At 54.9% G+C, this 18,446-nt stretch carries 14 protein-coding genes; 12 read left to right on the forward strand and 2 right to left on the reverse strand.

The annotated features are described in order from the left end of the window. The first annotated feature begins 176 nt into the window (after window positions 1-176). Window positions 177-1,649, forward strand: coding sequence for a DUF1254 domain-containing protein (locus tag NHM04_RS17125; protein WP_254264968.1), 1,473 nt, complete (start codon window positions 177-179; stop codon window positions 1,647-1,649). A 345-nt stretch (window positions 1,650-1,994) separates the two neighbouring features. On the opposite strand, the gene NHM04_RS17130 is transcribed toward NHM04_RS17125, so the two are convergent. Continuing rightward, on the reverse strand, window positions 1,995-3,221 hold the full coding sequence (locus tag NHM04_RS17130; protein WP_254264969.1) for a dockerin-like protein: 1,227 nt from the start codon (window positions 3,219-3,221) through the stop codon (window positions 1,995-1,997). Between the two features lie 193 nt (window positions 3,222-3,414). Here NHM04_RS17130 and NHM04_RS17135 point away from each other — a divergent pair, with 193 nt between their 5' ends. The 3 genes from NHM04_RS17135 to NHM04_RS17145 all read left to right on the forward strand — a co-directional run bounded on the left by NHM04_RS17135 (window position 3,415) and on the right by NHM04_RS17145 (window position 9,021). Continuing rightward, entirely contained in the window at window positions 3,415-4,812 is a 1,398-nt protein-coding gene (locus tag NHM04_RS17135; protein WP_254264970.1) for a family 43 glycosylhydrolase, read from the forward strand. A 368-nt stretch (window positions 4,813-5,180) separates the two neighbouring features. Next, entirely contained in the window at window positions 5,181-6,161 is a 981-nt protein-coding gene (locus tag NHM04_RS17140) for a malate dehydrogenase (RefSeq protein WP_254264971.1), read from the forward strand. 403 nt (window positions 6,162-6,564) lie between these two features. Further along, the gene (locus tag NHM04_RS17145) at window positions 6,565-9,021 is read left to right on the forward strand and encodes a BNR-4 repeat-containing protein (protein WP_254264972.1); all 2,457 of its coding nucleotides are present in this window, start codon (window positions 6,565-6,567) and stop codon (window positions 9,019-9,021) included. On the opposite strand, the gene NHM04_RS17150 is transcribed toward NHM04_RS17145, so the two are convergent. Further along, window positions 9,018-10,148, reverse strand: coding sequence for a CvpA family protein (locus NHM04_RS17150; protein ID WP_254264973.1), 1,131 nt, complete (start codon window positions 10,146-10,148; stop codon window positions 9,018-9,020). The genes NHM04_RS17145 and NHM04_RS17150 overlap by 4 nt on opposite strands. Before the next feature lie 82 nt (window positions 10,149-10,230). Here NHM04_RS17150 and NHM04_RS17155 point away from each other — a divergent pair, with 82 nt between their 5' ends. From NHM04_RS17155 to NHM04_RS17190, 8 genes are all read left to right on the forward strand, one after another. Continuing rightward, entirely contained in the window at window positions 10,231-11,034 is an 804-nt protein-coding gene (locus tag NHM04_RS17155) for a putative RNA methyltransferase (protein ID WP_254264974.1), read from the forward strand. A 48-nt stretch (window positions 11,035-11,082) separates the two neighbouring features. After that, a complete protein-coding gene (locus NHM04_RS17160) occupies window positions 11,083-11,556 on the forward strand; it encodes a prepilin-type N-terminal cleavage/methylation domain-containing protein (protein WP_254264975.1) in 474 nt (157 codons plus the stop codon). A gap of 34 nt (window positions 11,557-11,590) precedes the next feature. Next, window positions 11,591-13,834 (forward strand): carbohydrate-binding family V/XII, encoded by a 2,244-nt coding sequence (locus tag NHM04_RS17165; protein WP_254264976.1) that lies wholly within the window; start codon window positions 11,591-11,593, stop codon window positions 13,832-13,834. Window positions 13,835-13,944: 110 nt separating this feature from the next. After that, window positions 13,945-14,757, forward strand: coding sequence for a 2,5-didehydrogluconate reductase DkgB (gene dkgB / locus NHM04_RS17170; protein ID WP_254264977.1), 813 nt, complete (start codon window positions 13,945-13,947; stop codon window positions 14,755-14,757). A 164-nt stretch (window positions 14,758-14,921) separates the two neighbouring features. Then, the gene (locus NHM04_RS17175; RefSeq protein WP_254264978.1) at window positions 14,922-15,461 is read left to right on the forward strand and encodes a sigma-70 family RNA polymerase sigma factor; all 540 of its coding nucleotides are present in this window, start codon (window positions 14,922-14,924) and stop codon (window positions 15,459-15,461) included. Continuing rightward, window positions 15,458-16,156: an anti-sigma factor domain-containing protein gene (locus NHM04_RS17180; RefSeq protein WP_254264979.1), complete on the forward strand. Its 699-nt coding sequence runs from the start codon at window positions 15,458-15,460 to the stop codon at window positions 16,154-16,156. The genes NHM04_RS17175 and NHM04_RS17180 overlap by 4 nt, the downstream gene beginning before the upstream one ends. 131 nt (window positions 16,157-16,287) lie before the next feature. After that, the gene (locus NHM04_RS17185) at window positions 16,288-17,877 is read left to right on the forward strand and encodes a DUF4331 domain-containing protein (RefSeq protein WP_254264980.1); all 1,590 of its coding nucleotides are present in this window, start codon (window positions 16,288-16,290) and stop codon (window positions 17,875-17,877) included. 10 nt (window positions 17,878-17,887) lie between these two features. Beyond that, window positions 17,888-18,412 (forward strand): Ig-like domain-containing protein, encoded by a 525-nt coding sequence (locus NHM04_RS17190; protein WP_254264981.1) that lies wholly within the window; start codon window positions 17,888-17,890, stop codon window positions 18,410-18,412. Window positions 18,413-18,446 lie beyond the last annotated feature (34 nt).

Consider the following 18,446-nt stretch of genomic DNA (forward strand, 5'->3'; position numbering starts at 1 on the left):
CAAAGCATTGGTGACTTAACCTAAAAGTGCAGCGAGCCTCACTTTGACAGTTAGGTGCCCGCCTGTCATCGACTTGGCCTCCGCTGTCTGCTAGCTTAAGTGGTTGTTAATAGTGCGCCTGTTGGCAACCTTGGATTGCAAGCATCTTGTCTACTTCTGCAAACGGAGAATATACCATGGAATGTAAACGTTTATTGTTAGTCGCCGCCTTAACCTTGGCAAGTGTACCGGCCTTAGGCCGCGATGCTGTCCCCCCAGGGCAAGTCCCGGCGCCGCAGTCGGCCGCGGATGTTCCCAAGCCAGTAGCCGGAGCGCCCGTTTCCAAAGAGTATGCTCAGGCCATTGGTCGCATGGCCTATATTTGGGGTTGGCCTTTGGTGAATATGCACAATCGTCAAACCTTGTTTGCCACCGCTCCGCATCCAGGCCTGTTGGGCGGGGTGTTACCGGTAGCGCCTCTCAATCACGTTAGCATGTTGTCGGATTATCTGGCGCCCGAGCAGCGCTTTATTACCTCTCCTAACCAGGATGTCGTCTATGGCGCTGGTTTTCTCGAGTTGGATAAAGAACCGGTAGTCATTCAAGTGCCGGATTTTGGCGACCGGTTCTGGGTGTATCAGATTGTCGATCAACGCTCCGATTCTTTTGCTGAAGTGGGTATCCAGTACGATACCGAGCCGGGCATGTATTTGCTGGTGGGGCCGGACTGGCAGGGGAAAAAGCCCAAAGGTATTAACGCCGTGTTTCGCTCACAAACTAATTTAGGTGCGGTGTTTCCCCGCATTTTTATGGACGATACCGCGGAAGATCGCAAGGCTATTCAGCCGCTGATCGACCAGGTGTCAGCCTACCCCTTGTCCGAGTACACCGGCGAAATGAAAACCGTCGATTGGTCAGAGTCGCCCACTATTCCCAACCCCAACAAAGGTGGCGATGGTGAAACTCAGTGGGTCGTACCAGAGGAATTTTTCACGCTGTTGCCCGAGGTTATGGAAGAGACGCCCCCCTTACCCGGTGAGGAGGCGCTTTACGCCAGCATTAAGTTTGTTTTAGAGGCGGCCCAGGACAACCCCGAGTTGCAGCAAGCTTTGCAAGAGGTGGCAGTCGCCACTGAGCAAGACGTTATTCAGCCCATGTTCGAATTCCGCAACAACGGGGTAGATGCCGGCAACGGCTGGCGTACGCAGAAAAACGCGGCGCGTTTCGGCTATGGGTATTTTCAGCGTACCGCTACCGCCAAAGGTAATATGTTTTCCAATGTGCCGGAAGAAACCATGTATTTCGGTGCCGATTTTGACAGCGCCGGTGAGCGTTTAAACGGCAAGGAAGAGTACACGGTCACCTTTCCGGCAGAAGAGCTGCCTCCGGTGGACGGCTTCTGGTCACTTACCCTGTATAACAAACAGCACTTTTTCTATCCCAATGAACTGGATCGTTATTCACTGGGCACCAAGAACAAGTCGCTGGTAAAAAATGACGACGGAAGCTTGACCATTTACGTGCAGAACAAAAATCCTGGCGGCGCTAAAGAGGCAAACTGGCTACCCGCGCCCAAGGATGATTTCTCTTTGTATATTCGCGCTTATTGGCCCAAAGAGTCGATTCCTAATGGCACTTGGGTTCCACCAACCATAGAGCAGCTTGACTAACTTCTTTACCTGAGTGAGCTGCCGTATTATTAAGCGTAAGTACGGCAGCTCTCAGACCTGTGCATTCCATCCTGCGTTCAAATACGCCCCTTCGACACCGCCATTTGTTTAATTTACAGATAAGATATTTTTCATTAAAAGCTATCAACGCGTTACGAACTTACCGATGCTTTGAGCGTCCGAGCTTAACTCGATCAACTTGACCGATGAAAAATACTATACCCAGGTAGGACAAATACATTCTTTCCGCTTTGGATCGCCGCGCAATTACCCGCTGGCGTTAAACTACCGGTTTGATTGAGTTGCCTTGATAACACAGGCCGCTATGGCTTGTGGGTAAAAGTCTTACGGCGCGAGTACTGGAGTGCTCCAGGGTATCCAGCGCTCGCGCTCCGCGTTAAATTCGCCGTCGCTTTCCCATACATTGGTCTCGGTGTTTTGTTGCAATAAAAAGCGTTCGACAAAGGCGTTAATCGCCGGTTTTTGTGACTCGGGAACCTGGCAGTGCTGGTGCCCACCAATTTGAGTCATGCCTATATTATTATCCGCTCCCAGCGCCCGATATATCTCCCGCGCTGCCAGCGCTGATACGTAAGCGCTTTGATTGCCCAACCATTCCATATCGGTGTTTTCCAATAACAGCAGCCCCCGTGGCGCCACTAGTCCCATCAACTGGTGATTGTCGACGGGTAGCTTACTGACGCTCTCCGCAAAGCGCGCAAAATCTTTTTTAAGCCAAGTGTTCTCGGTCACAATTTGCCGCGCGGTCTGAACATTGTCACCGGTGGCTAACTGCGCATCAGACACTCGCCAGGAGGCAGTGCCCCCCGCGCCACTTTCCTGAATAATGGACAGAGCAAGGCGTTCATCCAGGGCGGCACTTACCAGTGCGCCTTTGCCGTTGCGCGAGCAACCGGTAATACCCAGGCTGTTGGTATTTATTTGGTTTCCTTGAGTTTGCTGCAAGCCGTCTATCAACCGACTAACGCCCCAGGCCCAGGCAACCGTTGAGGCGGCAGAATGATCCTCGCCAAACAACGCATAGAACTTGCCCTTGCCCCGGCTACTGGCATCGTGTTGTTCGCCCAGCTCGTCGTTGGGAAAATTGATAATCGCGATCCCCTGTTGTAGCAGTGCCTGGTTATCCAAAAAAGATCGACCTACAGCGATAATGGCCGGATAGGGTGGTTTGCCCGCAGAGGGTAGGGTGATTTCTGCGGTGTAAGCGATTCGCTTTGTGCCTTTAGTGACGTTGATGGTTATTGAGCGCGCGTTGACTTGGGCGCTGACTCCGCCCTGGGGGGCGGGCTTTTCGCCGTACACCCAGTGTTGTAGTTGTTCGCTTAAATAGGCTCTTTGACAGCGCCATTGTCGGGTGTGGCTGATTCGCTCACCGTGTGGGGTTAGAAACGGATCCGGCAGGGCAGAGATGGCGGTTAAGCTCTGATAGTCAGTGGCGGCTAGCACCGAGCAGTCGCCACTTGAGTCTTCTTTCAGCGGCGCAGCTTGCGTGGCGAAGCTTGCTAGCAGCATGCAAAAAACGCCTGCGCGGATAGATTGTCCGATTGCCATAATCGATTCCTGGGTTGTTTATTGTTATCGGATGAATCCGTTATAGCGGCTATCTTGCCTTTATATGGTTCTTGTGACAATAAGGGGCGGGCCTAATGAGAAGTTTGTAACTGCTGTGGCGTTTATGGTCTCAATTGTATTATTATATTTTCAATTTATCGTTTTTATAAGAATAGTAAGTAGGAGAATATTCATGTCCATCTGTTTTAAGCGTACTTTAAGCGCTGCCCTAATCGGTCTGGCGAGCGCTGGCGCTCTAGCTGATAACCCCACCATTACCGAGCGCTTTAGCGCAGACCCCGCCGCCATTGTTCACGACGGCAAAGTCTATTTGTATGTGGGCCACGACGAGGCGGCAGAGGACGGTGATTTTTTTGTTCTGCGCGAGTGGAACATTTATTCATCCACCGATCTGGAAAACTGGACCTTAGAAGGCGAAGTGCCGCGCACTATTTTCGAGTGGGCCGAGGCGGATTCAGCCTGGGCGTCTCAGGCGGTGGAGCACGACGGCAAATTCTACTGGTACACCACCGTGCGCGGGGTAGACCCGGAAGACGAGCTGGGTGGTTACACCCTGGGGGTCGCGGTATCGGACGACCCGGTCACGGGCTGGAAAGACGCGCTGGGTAAGCCCATGCTAAACCCCAACGAAACCGACCCCGCACCACACATGATTGAGCACAGCCACAGTTGGGACGATATTGACCCCTCGGTGTTTATCGATGACGACGGCGAGGCTTATCTTTATTGGGGTAATTCGCACCTGTACTACGCCAAGCTCGCCGACAATATGATCGAGTTCGATGGCGAGATTCACAAGGTCGAGATTCAGAACATGCCCGGCACCTTTACCGAGGCGCCCTGGGTGCACGAGAAAAACGGCACCTATTATTTAACCTTCGCCATGAACTACCCCGAGGAGCTGGCCTATGCCACCAGCGACAGCCCCACCGGCCCCTGGGAGTTTCAGGCGGTGATTATGGATACCCTGGAAGACAGTGGCACCAGCCACCAGGCGATTTTAGAGTTTGAAGGCGATGATTACTTTATCTACCACACCGCAGCTTTGCCCACCGGCGGCAACTTCCGCCGCTCGGTATCCATCGAGCACTTAAACTACAACCCGGACGGCAGCATTCAGAAAATTACCCCCACGGCATCGGGCATTACCCACGCCGCCCAGGCGCTGCAAAGCGCGGCGGATATGGACGAGTACCTGCGCTACGGCGACGATGCTTCGGTATCTTTGGAGGAGCTGAACGCCGACGATCGCTGGAACTTCCAGTGGCACTTAGCGGCGCTGGTAGAAGGCGACAACACGGTCTCCTTCCAGCCGGAAACCCGCATGGGCTACTATCTGAGCAACCAGGACGGCGAGCTGAGCATCGAGCGTCACGATGGCACAGATGCTTTCGCCCGCAGCGCCACCTTCACGCAAGTGGACGGCCTGGCCGGGCAGGGCAGCTCTTACCGTTTGCTGGATGACAGCTCGGTATACCTGATGACCCATGGCGACAGCCTGACCCTGGGCAAGCCCGGCACCACCGCCGAGCGCAAGGCGGCGAGCTTTATGGCGATGCCGGTGGAGTAAGTAGAAGAGTCTGACGTCTGACGTCGGACGTCCGATGTCAGACGCTTTTTTGTTGTGTGTCACCATTTTTGACTCCTTTCGAGAAGCCATACAACAAAGCACAATTGTCGTTCAGCGTCTGACGTCAGACATTCGACTTCAGACGCTCCCCCTCCAATAGATGAAATTTTTTCTCAATAGCCTATAATACCCGCCCGTCGCCGTGCTGCGGATTTATCCCGCATGCTCAGCCTGAGCCGATACCGGAGCCCACCGCGCTTTGGGAAGTGGGGTTCAGGCGGGTCTGTCAATTCACAGTAGCGGTTCTAACCTAATAACAGGCGGGCAGCGGCCATCCCGCGGCCACCTGCAAACTACGGAGATCTATCGTGAAAGCACCCGTTCGAGTTACCGTCACCGGCGCCGCTGGTCAAATCAGCTACTCACTTCTGTTCCGCATCGCCTCTGGCGCCATGCTGGGTGAAGACCAGCCTGTGATTCTGCAACTGCTGGAAATTACGCCCGCTCTGGAAGCGCTTAAAGGCGTAGCCATGGAGCTGGACGACTGCGCTTTCCCGCTGCTGGCTGGTATGGTTTGCACCGACGACCCCAATGTGGCTTTTAAAGACACCGATTACGCTCTGCTGGTAGGCGCGCGTCCTCGCGGCCCGGGCATGGAGCGTAAAGATCTGCTGTCGGCCAACGCCGAAATTTTCTCCGTACAGGGTAAAGCGATTAACGATCACGCCTCGCGCGACGTTAAAGTGCTGGTCGTGGGTAACCCCGCCAACACCAACGCCCTGATTGCCCAGCGCAATGCGCCGGACATTAACCCCCGTCAGTTCACCGCAATGATGCGTCTGGACCACAACCGCGCCCTGACTCAGCTGGCGCAGAAAGCGGGCAAAACCATTTCTGATATCAAAAACCTGGTGGTGTGGGGCAACCACTCGGCCACTCAGTACCCGGACATCCACAACGCCACTGTTGACGGTGCCGATGCCATGGGTCTGATCGATCAGGCGTGGTACGAAAACGACTTTATCCCCACCGTTCAGCAGCGCGGCGCCGCCATTATTAAAGCGCGTGGTGCGTCTTCTGCCGCTTCTGCCGCTAACGCTGCGATTGACCATATGCGCGACTGGGCCCTGGGCAGTGCCGAAGGCGATTGGGTGAGCATGGGTATCTACAGTGATGGCAGCTATGGCATCGAAGAAGGCCTGATCTACTCTTTCCCTTGCGTGTGTAAAAACGGGGATTGGGAAATTGTGCAGGGCGTAGAGACCAACGACTTCTCGAAAGAGCGCATGAAAGCGACCGAGAAAGAGCTGGCCGAAGAGCGCGATGCGGTTGCACACCTGTTGCCATAACAGTTTGCTCCCGTGGCTTGAGATAAAGCCTGGAAAAAAACCCGCGTTTTTACGCGGGTTTTTTTATGGTCATACGATTTACCCTTAATACCCGGCTCTTTATAATTAGTATTATAAAAATTTTAGGGCACCTCTATTAATCCAGAATTGTCTCTGCGCGAGTTCAAAACGTTCACTCCGCACGGCGCTCTTCGCCGCTAATGGCCGTAGCCCTTAGCAAGAAGAGCAACACAGCGGATGGGCGTTTTGGCCGCGCCCTTCGGGGCTTTCAGGGCTTCCCGATCTCTGTGTTGGCTTTACTCGGCGGGCAACCAGCCCGACGTCGCAAAGCCGCCTTGATCTTTGAAAGCCAGAGGCAACTCTGGATTAATAGAGGTGCCCTTATATATAAAAAGGCGGAGCAATGAAACCTACCCGAATCAAACCTATCCTGGTGCGCAGCGCCATTTTACTTGCCGTATTGCTTACGCTAATGCAGGCAAAAGCTGACGACACCGAATCAGTCCACACTGCGCGTTTAGTACCTTTAACCGCTGAAGCCTACGCCGGAAGTTCGGTCAATGTGGTTGCCGGAGCCCAGCCTTTGTACACCGATAGTGTGCACCAGTATGCGGCTTTCTATAACACTGACGCCAAGCTGGTGTTGGCCAAGCGTCGCATGGGCGAGGATGATTGGGATACTTCGGTGACGCCGTTCAGTGGCAATGTCAAAGACGCCCACAACAGCATCAGCCTAATCGTCGATGGCGAGGGCTACTTGCACCTTGCCTGGGATCATCACAACAACCCACTCAATTACGCCGTTAGCGAGCAGCCCGGATCGCTCAGCCTCAACCGCGCGTCCATGCTGGATAATCGTCAATCCAGTGTCACCTATCCGCAATTTTTGCGTCTGCCCTCGGGCGATTTGCTGCTGTCTTATCGAGACGGTGGCTCGGGCAAAGGGAATCTCGTCCTCAACCGCTACCACACTAAAACTGGCCAGTGGCAGCGGGTGCAGAACAATTTAATCAGCGGTGAAGGGCAGCGCAGTGCCTATTGGGATTTAACCGTCGACAGCCAGGGTGGGCTGCACCTGGCCTGGATTTGGCGCGAAACCCCCGATGTGGCCAGCAACCACGATCTGCTGTATGCCTTTTCCGCCGATGGCGGACAAACCTGGCAAAACAGCGCCGCAAAGCCCTACAAGTTGCCGATAACCGCGCAAACCGCCGAAGTCGCGGCTGCTGTCGCGCAAAAATCCAATTTAATGAATCCGCCGCGTGTGGCGACCGATCGTTTGGGTAAGCCCTACATAGTTTCTTACTGGTCCCCCGCCGAGGGGCAGCCACCGGCGTTTCATTTGGTGTACCAGAGCGATAACGGCTGGACGACTCTTAAAGGCCCCGCCGCCGGTGAAAACTTCACTTTAGCGGGCTGGGGCACTAAACGTCCGCCGATCTCGCGCGCCAGCCTGTTGATCGAGTACGATTGGGATAAAAGCTGGGCGCATATTATTTACCGCGATGATACCGCCGGTGGGCGAGTGATTATTGCCACGGCAAACGATTTAACCAAGCCCGAGTGGCACAAGCGCTTTTTAACCGAGCAGTCGGTGGGCGCCTGGGAGCCAAATATTGACCCGGCCCAGTGGGCGCGCTTAAAGCAGGCGCATTTGCTGGTGCAAAACGTGCGACAGCTTGATGGCGATGACAGTCGAGGTGCCGGTAGCGCCGGCGCACCGATTGATGTGCTGATGTTTAAACCCGATTGGGAGTCCCATCAGGCGCGTGAGGCGGCGGGCGACACCGCCATCGTAAAGCGCCAAGAGCCCAAGCCCATTGACCCGAGCCAGGTGAGCGAACTGGCGCAACGCGTGGCCGATTGGCAGTGGGCGAATATGCCCGATGGCTGGCACTTTCATCCTCAGGGGTGGGGCGTGTGTCCGCTGTATATCGGTATGCTGGATATGGACCCCTATCTTCCCCAGGGGCAATTACAAGAGCGGCTGGCTCAGCGTGGGCGCGAGCTAAACTTCGCCCCGCGCGATAACAACCCCTTTGATGCCGATGATTATTGTGTGTCACAGGCTTGGATTCGTCTTTATCAGGACAGTGGCGATAAAGCCATGTTGACCCCGAGCAAACAGTGGCTGGATAACATATTGCAAAATCCACCCAGCCACTCGTTGGACTGGGGCTATGGCCACAGCCGCCACCGCTGGAGCTGGAGCGATTCGCTGTTTATGGGGCCCATGGCCTGGGTGTTAATGTGGGAGGCCACGGGTGACGATAAGTATCTGGATTTTATGAATCGCGAGTGGTGGGCCACCACCGAGCGTTTGTACCGCAGCGACATCGGTCTGTATTTTCGCGATGAGTCCTATCTGGATGTGCGCGAGCAAAACGGCAAAACCGTGCACTGGGCTCGCGGTACCTCGTGGGTGATTGCGGGGCTGGCTCAGGTACTGGAACACCTGCCGCAGGATTATCCGGATTACCCGCGTTATAAAGCCCTATTTGAGGAAATGTCGGCGGCGTTTTTGGCCGCGCAGCAGGGCGATGGCCTGTGGCGCCCCGGCTTATTGGACCCCGACACCCATAACGCCCGAGAGACCAGCGGCAGTGGTTTTATTGCTTTCGCGTTTGCCTCGGGTATTAACCAGGGGCTATTGCCTGCCGAGACTTATTTGCCCGCCGTGCAAAAGACCTGGGCGGCGCTAACCGACAGTGTTCTGGAAAACGGCAAGCTGACTCAGGTGCAGCCGGTAGGGGCGGGGCCTCATGGCTTTGACCCGAATAATGCCGCCCCCTTTGCCAGTGGTGCCTTGTTGATGCTCGCCAGTGAGTTGATGGAGCTTACCCCTTCAGCGAGCGATTAGTTTACCGGCCGGTCGGAGTAGCGCACATTGCCGTCTTCGTCGGTGTATTGGTAGATGGTGTCTTCGTCGTCTTCGGTCACGGTGGCATCATCACCCGCTTGCATTTCGCGAATTCTCACCTGACTGTCTTTTTCCAGACTGGATAAATTATCGGCGCCCTCGACAAAAATAATTTCCGCCAGTTGGTTGAATTTAGGATTAGTAATCAGCGCAATTTTATTGTCTGATTGCATCTGCGCTTTAAATTCCGGATCGTTGATAATTTCCTGTACCCGCGGGTCATCTTTCATCAACTGTACGCGCTGATAGCCAAGGGAGACTTTGCGCGCGGTTTCGCGAGCGCTGTCTTTGTTGTCTACATCAAGCCCCGACGCGGCCATCAAATGTTTCATATCCGGGTCGTTCATGAGGCGGCGAAACTCTGGGACTTTCATGAGTTCATCGACATCGCCTTTTTTCAACAGCTGTTGAGTGCGTCTGTCTTGCAACAGTTTTTGTAAGTCCGGGTTATTGGTAACGCGGTTGACACGATCCACATTGGCTACCGGGTCGGCAATAAAGGCTTCACCCAGTTGCACGCTGTTATCGCTGACGCCCGACAGTGCCATAATTGCGCCCGCCGACTTGCTTACGGTAAGTTTCGCCGCCTTGCTCACAGGATTGTTCTGTGGTGCAGGGCTCTCGGTGGTTGCCGGGGCTGCGCTGTCGGGCTGGACGCGATCGGCTTTTAAGTCTTTAGCCGAGCTGTACACATCCAGGGTATATACCAGCAGTAAGCCGATAAACCCACCGATAATGCCGCCTATCACCAAACCACCAAAGCGCGAGGCCACCCCGGGCTTGTCTCCTCCGCCCGGTATCATGTGAGACAGTAGCCAGAACAAGAGCCGCAGCGCGACCATGGCTAGAATAAACAAGGCTATGCCGCCGGCCAGGTATGCGGCTATACCGTCGATGGAGGTGTTGGCTTTAATCAGTGCGGCGGCATCTTTGCTGAAGTAAAACGCGGCGGCATAGGCGCCGATAAAGCTGATGCTGCGCGAAAGCGAGCCCCAAAATCCATTAAAATAGCCGCGCACAGCAAAAAACGCGGTAATGGCAAGGAAAACAATGGTGGTTACGGCCATAACAGGACCCTTTTTTCGTTATCGATGACAGTGGCAGGATAATATACTACCGCACTGGCTGCGCCCAAGACTAAGGAGCTCTATGTATTTATGTCCGGTGTGTAAAACGCCACTTGAAAAGCAGGCATCCACCTGGGTGTGTGAAAACCGGCACAGCTTTGATATTGCCAAAAAAGGCTACGTCAATCTGCTGCTGTCCCACAAAATGAAATCCAAAAGCCCGGGCGACAGTAAAATGATGATTCAGGCCCGCCAGGCTTTTTTATCGGCGGGGTATTATCAACCCCTGGCAAATGCGGTGGTTAAGCTAGCGCGCGAGTATGGCTTGCAGCGCATGCTGGACGCCGGTTGTGGCGAGGGTTATTACACCGCCGAATTGGCCCGCAGCGGCGTGCAAATGGCGGGTTTGGATATCTCTAAAGACGGTATCCAAGCTGCCTGCAAGCGCGATAAAAGCATTGACTGGTGTATTGGCAGCGTAAACGATTTGCCCTACCTTAGCGGCTATTTTGATGGTGTGCTGTCGGTTTTCTGCCGCGTGGACGACGCCGAATTTCAGCGGGTGGTGCGGCCCGGTGGAGTAGTTGTTTTTGTCGGCCCCGGGGATAATCACTTGCCCAATTTGCGCGCCGGTTTATACGAGACGGTACGCCCTTACGAAAAGTCCAAACAGGCTGATTATTTGCCCTCGTTTGAACCCTTGGCTGATGTGTCCATTAATTTTCCCGTTCGTCTCGATTCTAGCGAACAGGTGCACAACCTTTTGTGTATGACGCCGCACTATTGGAGCACCAACCCGGCGCAGCAGCAAAGGCTGTTGAGCCAGGGCGGCTTGTGCGACAGTGCAGATATTCAAATTCGACTCTACCGCCGGCTGGCAAACTGAGGCCAGTAGCGGTATTGTGCTTTTTATTTAAAGGAAAAGGATCTGTCAATGTTTAATAACCGCTTTCGTCAAACGCAGCTTCAGCAACTACCCCAAAGGGGCTTTACCTTGATCGAGCTGATCTTGGTGATCGTGATTATCGGCATTCTGGCGGCGGTGGCGATTCCACGCTTTACCGATCTGGAGTCCGACGCGCGCGCCTCATCCATTCAGGGGCTGCTGGGGGCGGTTAAATCCGCGGCGATGCTGGCGCACGCCAAGTCTTTGACCCAGGGCGATCCATCGGCGGCGGTGGATATGGAAGGCGTAAGCGTGGCTATGGTCAACGGCTATCCCTCGGACGCCGATGGCGGTATCAATAACGCGGTAGATATTGACGCTATTGACTACACTTTCAGCGCCGGTTCGCCGGCCGTATTTACCCTTACTGGCTATAGCGGCAATAACTGCGAGGTCACCTATACCGATCCCGCCGCCGCCAACACATCTCCGGCTATTAATTTCGACATTAGCGGCTGTTAAGCCACTGGCTGTTCAATAAAGTGCAGGAGGCATTATGCGCACCAAGGATAAACTATTCGGCCTGCTAGGTTTGTGGGCCCTGCTATTACTGCCAGCCTGTGTCTTAGCTGTCGAGTGGCCGCAGCAAATCGAGGCAGAAGAGGGCAATATTGTGGTTTACCAGCCGCAGCCGGAAAAGCTCGCCGGTAATCTGCTCACTGGCCGCGCGGCTATGTCACTTGAATTGAAAAATAAAGATGAGCCCATCTTCGGCGCCTTTTGGTTTTCCGCAAAGCTGGATGTCAATTCGGCCACAGGCAAAACCCTGGTCCGGGATATGAAAGTCACCAAGGTGACCTGGCCCGATTCCAGTGCCGCAGACGAGGCTCGCTTTACTCAGGCGGTAGAGGCAGCCTTGCCGCAAACGGGTTTTGTCATAGACAACGACGCGTTGAGTTCCAGCTTGAAGGGCGCCGAACTGGAGCGCAAAAGTCTGGATCAGCTGAAAAATGACGCACCGGAAATTCTCTTTCGCGAGCAGCTGGCGGTTCTGCTGCTGTACGACGGTGAGCCGCAATTTACCGATGTCGACAACAGCCATTATGAGCGTGCATTAAACACCCCGTTTGCCGTGGCGCACGATAAAAAGAGCGACAATTATTTCCTTACCAGTGGTCAGTTTTGGTACACCGCCCAGAGCCCTGAGGGCCCTTGGCAAATGACCGGTAACCCGCCCGCTGATTTACAGCAAATGATGCCCTCCGCGGATCAAGACAACCAGGCCGCCTCGGGTAAACCCCCAGAGATTGTCACCGTCACTAAGCCTTCCGAATTGGTGGTCACCGATGGCAAACCAGAGTGGAAAAGTCTGCCCGGAGGACAGTTACTGTATGTGGTAAATACCGAAACTCCCTGGATTCGCGACGTTGCGGCGGGGAGCATGTATCTGCTGCTTTCCGGGCGCTGGTTTGAGGCGAAAAAGCAGGAGGGACCGTGGCAGTTTGTGCGTGCCGACGAGCTCCCGGAAAGCTTTGCTGCTATTCCACCCGATTCTGATATCGGCGGGGTGCGTACTTCGGTGGCGGGTACCGAGGAAGCCGAAGACGCGGTGCTGGATTCTTATGTACCGGAAACCGCCGCCATCAAGCGCAGTGAGGCCGAGCTTGAGGTGAGCTATGATGGCGCTCCCGAGTTTAAGAGTATTCCCGGCACCGAGGTGGCCTACGCGGTCAATACCGGTGCCCAGGTGTTGCGAATCGATAACCACTATTATGCGGTAGACAATGGTGTGTGGTTTGAGTCGGACGCCGCCAAAGGACCGTGGGAAGTGGCCGACTCTGTGCCCGAGGATAAAATTCAGCAAATCCCGCCTAGCTCGCCGGTGTATAACACCACCTATGTGCATGTGTATGAGTCTACCCCCGAGGTGGTCTACGTCGGTTACACTCCGGGCTATCTGTGGTCATTTCCCTACTATGGTGTGCCTGTGTACGGCACAGGTTGGTACTACCCGCCGTATTGGGGCAGCTATTACTATCCGCGTCCACCCACTTGGGGCTTTCATGTAGGTTATAACCCTTGGACGGGGTGGAATTTTGGCGTCAGCTGGAGCAATGGTTTCTTTAGCTTCGGCGCCAGCTGGAATGCTGGTTGGCACGGGCCCTATCGCCCCTGGGGGTGCTGTAACGGCTGGTATGGCGGCGGTTATCACCGCCCGCCGGTGGTCATTAACACCGGTAATATCAATATTGGCAACAATGTGAATATTGGCAACCGCACCCTGGTGAGTAACCGAATCGGCAAAAATCCGCAGCTGGTTAATCGCAACAAGAGCGTTTATCACCGCCCCGAGAATCTGACTCGCAACGCCAAACCTGCTGAGGTGCGCAACCAGCTGAAAATGGCGCGCCCTGCGCCCAACCGCGCGAACAATGTGTTCGCCGATCGCAATGGCAATGTAGCCCGTCGGGTGGATGACAATTGGCAGGTGCGAAACCAGGGGCAGTGGAGTGACAACCATCCGGCGGCGGCCGAGCGTTTATCATCCCCCGAGGTGAAACAGCGCGCTTCGGATTTCAAACAGTCACATCCCGACTATCAGCGCCCGGATATCGACCGTCAGCAGATTAACAATTATCGCAATAATCACCCCAGCCCGCAGTTTGATCGCTCGGGGCTGAACCGCGATTTTCAGTCACGCCAGCGCGGTATGCAGAGGTCCATGCCTCGCGGCGGTGGCATGCACGGTGGCGGTGGAGGTTTCCACGGCGGTGGCGGCGGGATGCGTTTTCAACGTTAAGGAAGACAGAAAAAGCCGGTTTTTACCGGCTTTTTTTAAGGTTTGTTAAACCTTCTTGAGCCGTTCGCCAAGTACGCGTTTAATGATGCGTTTACTGTAAAGGAGTTGTTATGAGCGCAAATCTTTCTCTCCCGCAGCCTGGTTTAGGCACCTTTCGTCTGCAGGACGATGTAGTGATTGCATCGGTGAGTTCAGCGTTGGAGTTGGGCTATCGTCATATTGATACCGCCAGTTTTTACAACAACGAAGAGGCCGTGGGCAAAGCTATTGCTGCAAGCGATGTTGAGCGTGAGTCACTGTTCGTTACCACTAAAGTGTGGCACGAGCATTTGGCGGGTGATGGTGTGATTGAGAGTGTGAAAGCCAGCTTGCAACGCTTGGGGCTGGAATATCTGGATTTGGTGCTCATCCACTGGCCATCGCCCCATGATGAAGTGCCTATGGAACATTATATCGCCAAGCTCAACGAGACGCGTGAAGCCGGGCTGACCCGTCACATCGGAATTTCCAATTTCACCATGGCGCAGGTCGACCGGGCACTTGCCTGTCCCGGCGGCGAGCATATTATTACCAACCAGATTGAAGTGCATCCGTTTCTCGCCAACAAAGCCCTGGTGGAGCATTGCCAGAGTAAAGGTTTAACTGTTACCGGCTACATGCCTTTGGCCGTGGGTAAGGTAATGCAGGAACCGGTATTGCAGGAAATTGCCGATCGCTATCAGGCGACAGCTGCGCAGGTGGCCCTGGCGTGGGTGGCGCAGAGAAATATCGTGGTGATTCCCTCTTCGACCAAATCCTCGCACCAAAAAGCCAACCTTGAGGCCCTTGAGTTGCAGTTAAGCGACGCGGATATGCAGGCCATTAATTCTCTCGATTGCGATGACCGCATCGCTAACCCCGATTTCGCTCCCAGCTGGGATTGATTCAAACGCGTGAAGCCTTAGTCAGAGCCCTTTAAGGCTTCACGCTCTGCCGATTCACCTCTTTTCTCCTGCTATAGTGATCTCTAGCATCAGCCTATGTGCATCCGTTCGGGCTGTTGTCCCGTACCCGAGATACCACACAATAAAAGACCTTAGGGGACTCTATGGAATTGGAATCACAACACGTCAAACTGCTTTGCGCGACCGCAGAAGGAGATAGGCGCGCCTTTGCAAAATTGTATCAAGCGACCTCCGGTAAGCTGTACGCGGTCTGCCTGCAGCTGCTGCAAAGGCGCGATTTAGCCGAAGAGGCCATGCAGGAGGCCTATGTGAAGGTCTGGCACAATGCGTCGGATTATCACAATGATAAAGGCAGCGTACTGGTATGGATGGTGAGTATTGCTCGCTACCGGGCGCTGGATATTTTGCGCTCGGCGTCTTATCGGCGCGAAACCCGCGAATCTGTGCAGGAGCAAGCGGATTCGAGCGGGCCTGAGGGTGCGCTATTCGACCAGCGCGATAAGGTGCGCATTGATGAGTGCATGGACACATTGGAGGACGGCCAGCGACAAATGATTCAGCTGGCTTATTTTCGTGGGCTTACCCACGCCGAGTTAACCGAACACACCGGCTCGCCGCTGGGTACGATCAAAAGTTGGATTCGTCGCGGGCTGCAAAAACTTAAGAGGTGCCTGGAGCCATGAATTATTTGACGGAAGAGCGCAAAAACAGTCTGTCCTCCGAGTATGTGCTGGGCACTCTACACGGCCGGGCGCGGCTGCGTTATCAGAGCTTGCTGGTAGCTCATCGGCCCATGCGCCAGGCCTTGTGGCGCTGGGAGAAACACTTAAATGCCCTGGGGGCGGCGCTGCCTGAGCAAACGCCAGACCCAGGCGTGTGGGAGCGCATTCAGCAGCGACTTGGGTTTGTCGCTGAGCCGAATAACGTCACCTCATTGGATACCAAGCGAGATGCCGCGAATCGCTGGCGCTGGCTGGCTGCCGCTGCCAGTATCGCCGCCATTGCTTTGGCTGTTGTGCTAATGCGGCAAACCCCCGTAACGCCGCCTGTGCCCTCGCAAGTGGCGGTAGTGCAGGGCAGCGCGGCTGAGGCGCTGTGGCTGATTGAGTTAACCGAATCCAATATTCAGATTCAGGCGACCTCGCAGTTTGCCCCCCAGCCGGATAAAGACTACGAGCTGTGGCTGGTGGCCGCCGATGGGCGGGCGCCTGTGTCTCTGGGCCTGCTGCCCGAATCGGGCCGGGCGAGCCTGGCGCGCGATCCGCTGTTTGATCGGGTTGATGTGGCGGCGCTGGCGGTGAGTCTGGAGCCGCCCGGCGGTTCACCCACAGGTTCGCCGACCGAGGTGTTGTACACGGCGCAGCTGGTTACCCTGTAATTTAACCTGCGTCAGCACAAAAAGCCGAATGCGAAATGCATTCGGCTTTTTTTATGTTTTTTGAAAAACTTGAATCCAGTATCGCCGCTGTCTCGTTACGGGTATGAAGTCCCGTTAAAAGGAGATAAACCATGCGATTTCAAAAACTCACTCTCGCCATTGCCGTATTGTGCGGCAGCTTAAGTTTGCAAACCCAAGCCTCCAGTCACCGCGAGGCGCCCAACCTGACCCGTATGCCTACTGTGGATTCGGCGGATTTTTACGCGTTTAACAGCTACGAGCCCGGCCGGGGCGATTACGTCACCCTGATTGCCAACTATATCCCTCTGCAAGATGCCTATGGTGGCCCTAACTATTTCGCCATGGACCCCGCAGCGGTCTACAGCATTCATATCGATAACGATGGCGATGCCGTGGAAGATATCACCTACCAGTTCCGCTTTAGTCAGCACTTGCCTGGCGATGGCGAAGGGGTTGCTTTAAATGTGGGGCCCGAGGGCGACACTAAAAGCATTGCCGTGCCTCTGAAAAATGTCGGCGGTATCTCGGCTAACGATATGTCGGCGGCCAACTTTTCGGAAAGTTACACCCTGTCCGTTGTGGCCGGAGATCGACGTACAGGCACTAGCATGATGGCTCAGGCCGCTGACGGTTCGGGTACTGATTTTGCCAAGCCCTTGGACTACATCGGCAACAAAACCTTTGGCTCGATGGAAGGTTACGCCGAATACGCGCACAGCTTTGTTCACGAAGTTTCCATTCCCGAGTGCGACATGAATGGCCGCGTTTTTGTGGGTCAGCGCAAAGACCCTTTCACGGTTAATCTGGGCAAAACTTTTGACTTGGTGAACTATGTACCGGTTGAAGGCGATAGTGCCCCCGGCGCCGGTGATGGTGGAGGCTTCCCAGGCGGTATTACCCAGTCCACCGAGAACGATGATCTGCGTTGGAAGAATGTTACCGCGCTGGCCATTGAAGTGCCCAAGTCCTGTGTGACGGGTAACGGCAACGGCGTGATTGGTGCCTGGACCACTGCCAGTCTGCCTCAGGCGCGCATTCTTAACCCACAGGCTGACTTTGCTAAACCCGAGGTGAACGGCGGTGCGCTGACTCAAGTGTCGCGTCTGGGTAGCCCGCTGGTGAACGAGTTGGTTATCGGCTTAAAAGATAAAGATACCTTCTCGGCCAGCGAGCCCAAAGACGATGGTCAGTTCGCCGATTATGTGACTCACCCCAGTTTGCCCGAGCTGTTAAACATTTTATTTAAAGATCCGGTCAATCAAACCCTAGGCACCGACATTGAAACCTTGGCCCCCACCAACTATCCGCGCATGGATCTGGTGACAGCTTTTCTCACAGGTTTTGAAGGTGTCAACCAGCAGGCCACGGTCACTCCGTCGGAAATGCTGCGCTTAAACACAGGCATACCCGCAACACCCGCCGAAGAGCAATCGGCTTTTGGTGTGGCTGGTGATGATCTGGCGGGCTTTCCTAACGGACGTCGCCCCGGCGATGACGTCGTGGATATCGCGCTGCGCGTGGTGATGGGGCGTCTGTGTTATCCCATCCCCGTGGCCGGAACCGATACCGACTTGGGGCTGTGCGCACCGGAAGATGCCGCTGTGGGTAACGTCCCCTTTACCGATGGCGCGCCACTTAATGCCAGCATGATGGATATGCACTTCCCCTATCTGGCCAATCCCATTGCCGGATCGGAATAAGGAGGCTGTTATGAAACTCTCTACCCGAAGCGTGACTCTAGCGGCTGTGATGGGAGCCTTGCTGGTCGGTTGCGGCAGCGATAGCGACGACCATAAACCCATGCCGGAACCCGAGCCGCAAAACACCGCGCCTCAAGCGACAAGCGCCAACTTTGTCACTCAAGCCGATGTGGCATTAATGGATAACTTGAGCGGTACGGACGCTGATGGCGATTCGCTGACATTTGCACTGCAAAGCGAACCCGCGACGGGCGAGCTGGTGTTAGAAAGTGACGGTAGCTTTACCTACACGCCACCGGCAGCCAGCACCGGAACGGCAAGCTTTAGTTTTGTGGTTTCCGACGGCATGAAGGACTCGGCCCCCGCCGAGGTACACATTGTCATCGAGGCACAAATGCTGTCATTCAGTGCCTACAGCCGCGATGTGTATAACCAGGAGGCGACGGCGGAGCCTTTGCCGCTAAATGGTCGGGTGTTGGAGGATGATGTCGAGTCTCCCAACGCCTACGACGATTTGTTGCAAAGCGCCGATTGATAGGGAGCCGCTACCGTCCGAAAGATTGGGCGGT

Origin of the sequence: Gilvimarinus sp. DA14 (genome assembly GCF_024204685.1) — a bacterium.
Classification (GTDB): Bacteria; Pseudomonadota; Gammaproteobacteria; order Pseudomonadales; family Cellvibrionaceae; genus Gilvimarinus.

What these genes read in the sequence shown, in the direction of transcription:
- NHM04_RS17160 (WP_254264975.1), top strand. Translation starts at nt 11,083, where the DNA reads ATGTTTAATAACCGCTTTCGTCAAACGCAGCTTCAGCAACTACCCCAA.
- NHM04_RS17180 (WP_254264979.1), top strand. Translation starts at nt 15,458, where the DNA reads ATGAATTATTTGACGGAAGAGCGCAAAAACAGTCTGTCCTCCGAGTAT.
- NHM04_RS17155 (WP_254264974.1), top strand. Translation starts at nt 10,231, where the DNA reads ATGTATTTATGTCCGGTGTGTAAAACGCCACTTGAAAAGCAGGCATCC.
- NHM04_RS17185 (WP_254264980.1), top strand. Translation starts at nt 16,288, where the DNA reads ATGCGATTTCAAAAACTCACTCTCGCCATTGCCGTATTGTGCGGCAGC.
- NHM04_RS17135 (WP_254264970.1), top strand. Translation starts at nt 3,415, where the DNA reads ATGTCCATCTGTTTTAAGCGTACTTTAAGCGCTGCCCTAATCGGTCTG.
- dkgB (WP_254264977.1), top strand. Translation starts at nt 13,945, where the DNA reads ATGAGCGCAAATCTTTCTCTCCCGCAGCCTGGTTTAGGCACCTTTCGT.
- NHM04_RS17145 (WP_254264972.1), top strand. Translation starts at nt 6,565, where the DNA reads ATGAAACCTACCCGAATCAAACCTATCCTGGTGCGCAGCGCCATTTTA.
- NHM04_RS17150 (WP_254264973.1), bottom strand. Translation starts at nt 10,148, where the DNA reads ATGGCCGTAACCACCATTGTTTTCCTTGCCATTACCGCGTTTTTTGCT.
- NHM04_RS17130 (WP_254264969.1), bottom strand. Translation starts at nt 3,221, where the DNA reads ATGGCAATCGGACAATCTATCCGCGCAGGCGTTTTTTGCATGCTGCTA.
- NHM04_RS17125 (WP_254264968.1), top strand. Translation starts at nt 177, where the DNA reads ATGGAATGTAAACGTTTATTGTTAGTCGCCGCCTTAACCTTGGCAAGT.
- NHM04_RS17190 (WP_254264981.1), top strand. Translation starts at nt 17,888, where the DNA reads ATGAAACTCTCTACCCGAAGCGTGACTCTAGCGGCTGTGATGGGAGCC.
- NHM04_RS17175 (WP_254264978.1), top strand. Translation starts at nt 14,922, where the DNA reads ATGGAATTGGAATCACAACACGTCAAACTGCTTTGCGCGACCGCAGAA.
- NHM04_RS17165 (WP_254264976.1), top strand. Translation starts at nt 11,591, where the DNA reads ATGCGCACCAAGGATAAACTATTCGGCCTGCTAGGTTTGTGGGCCCTG.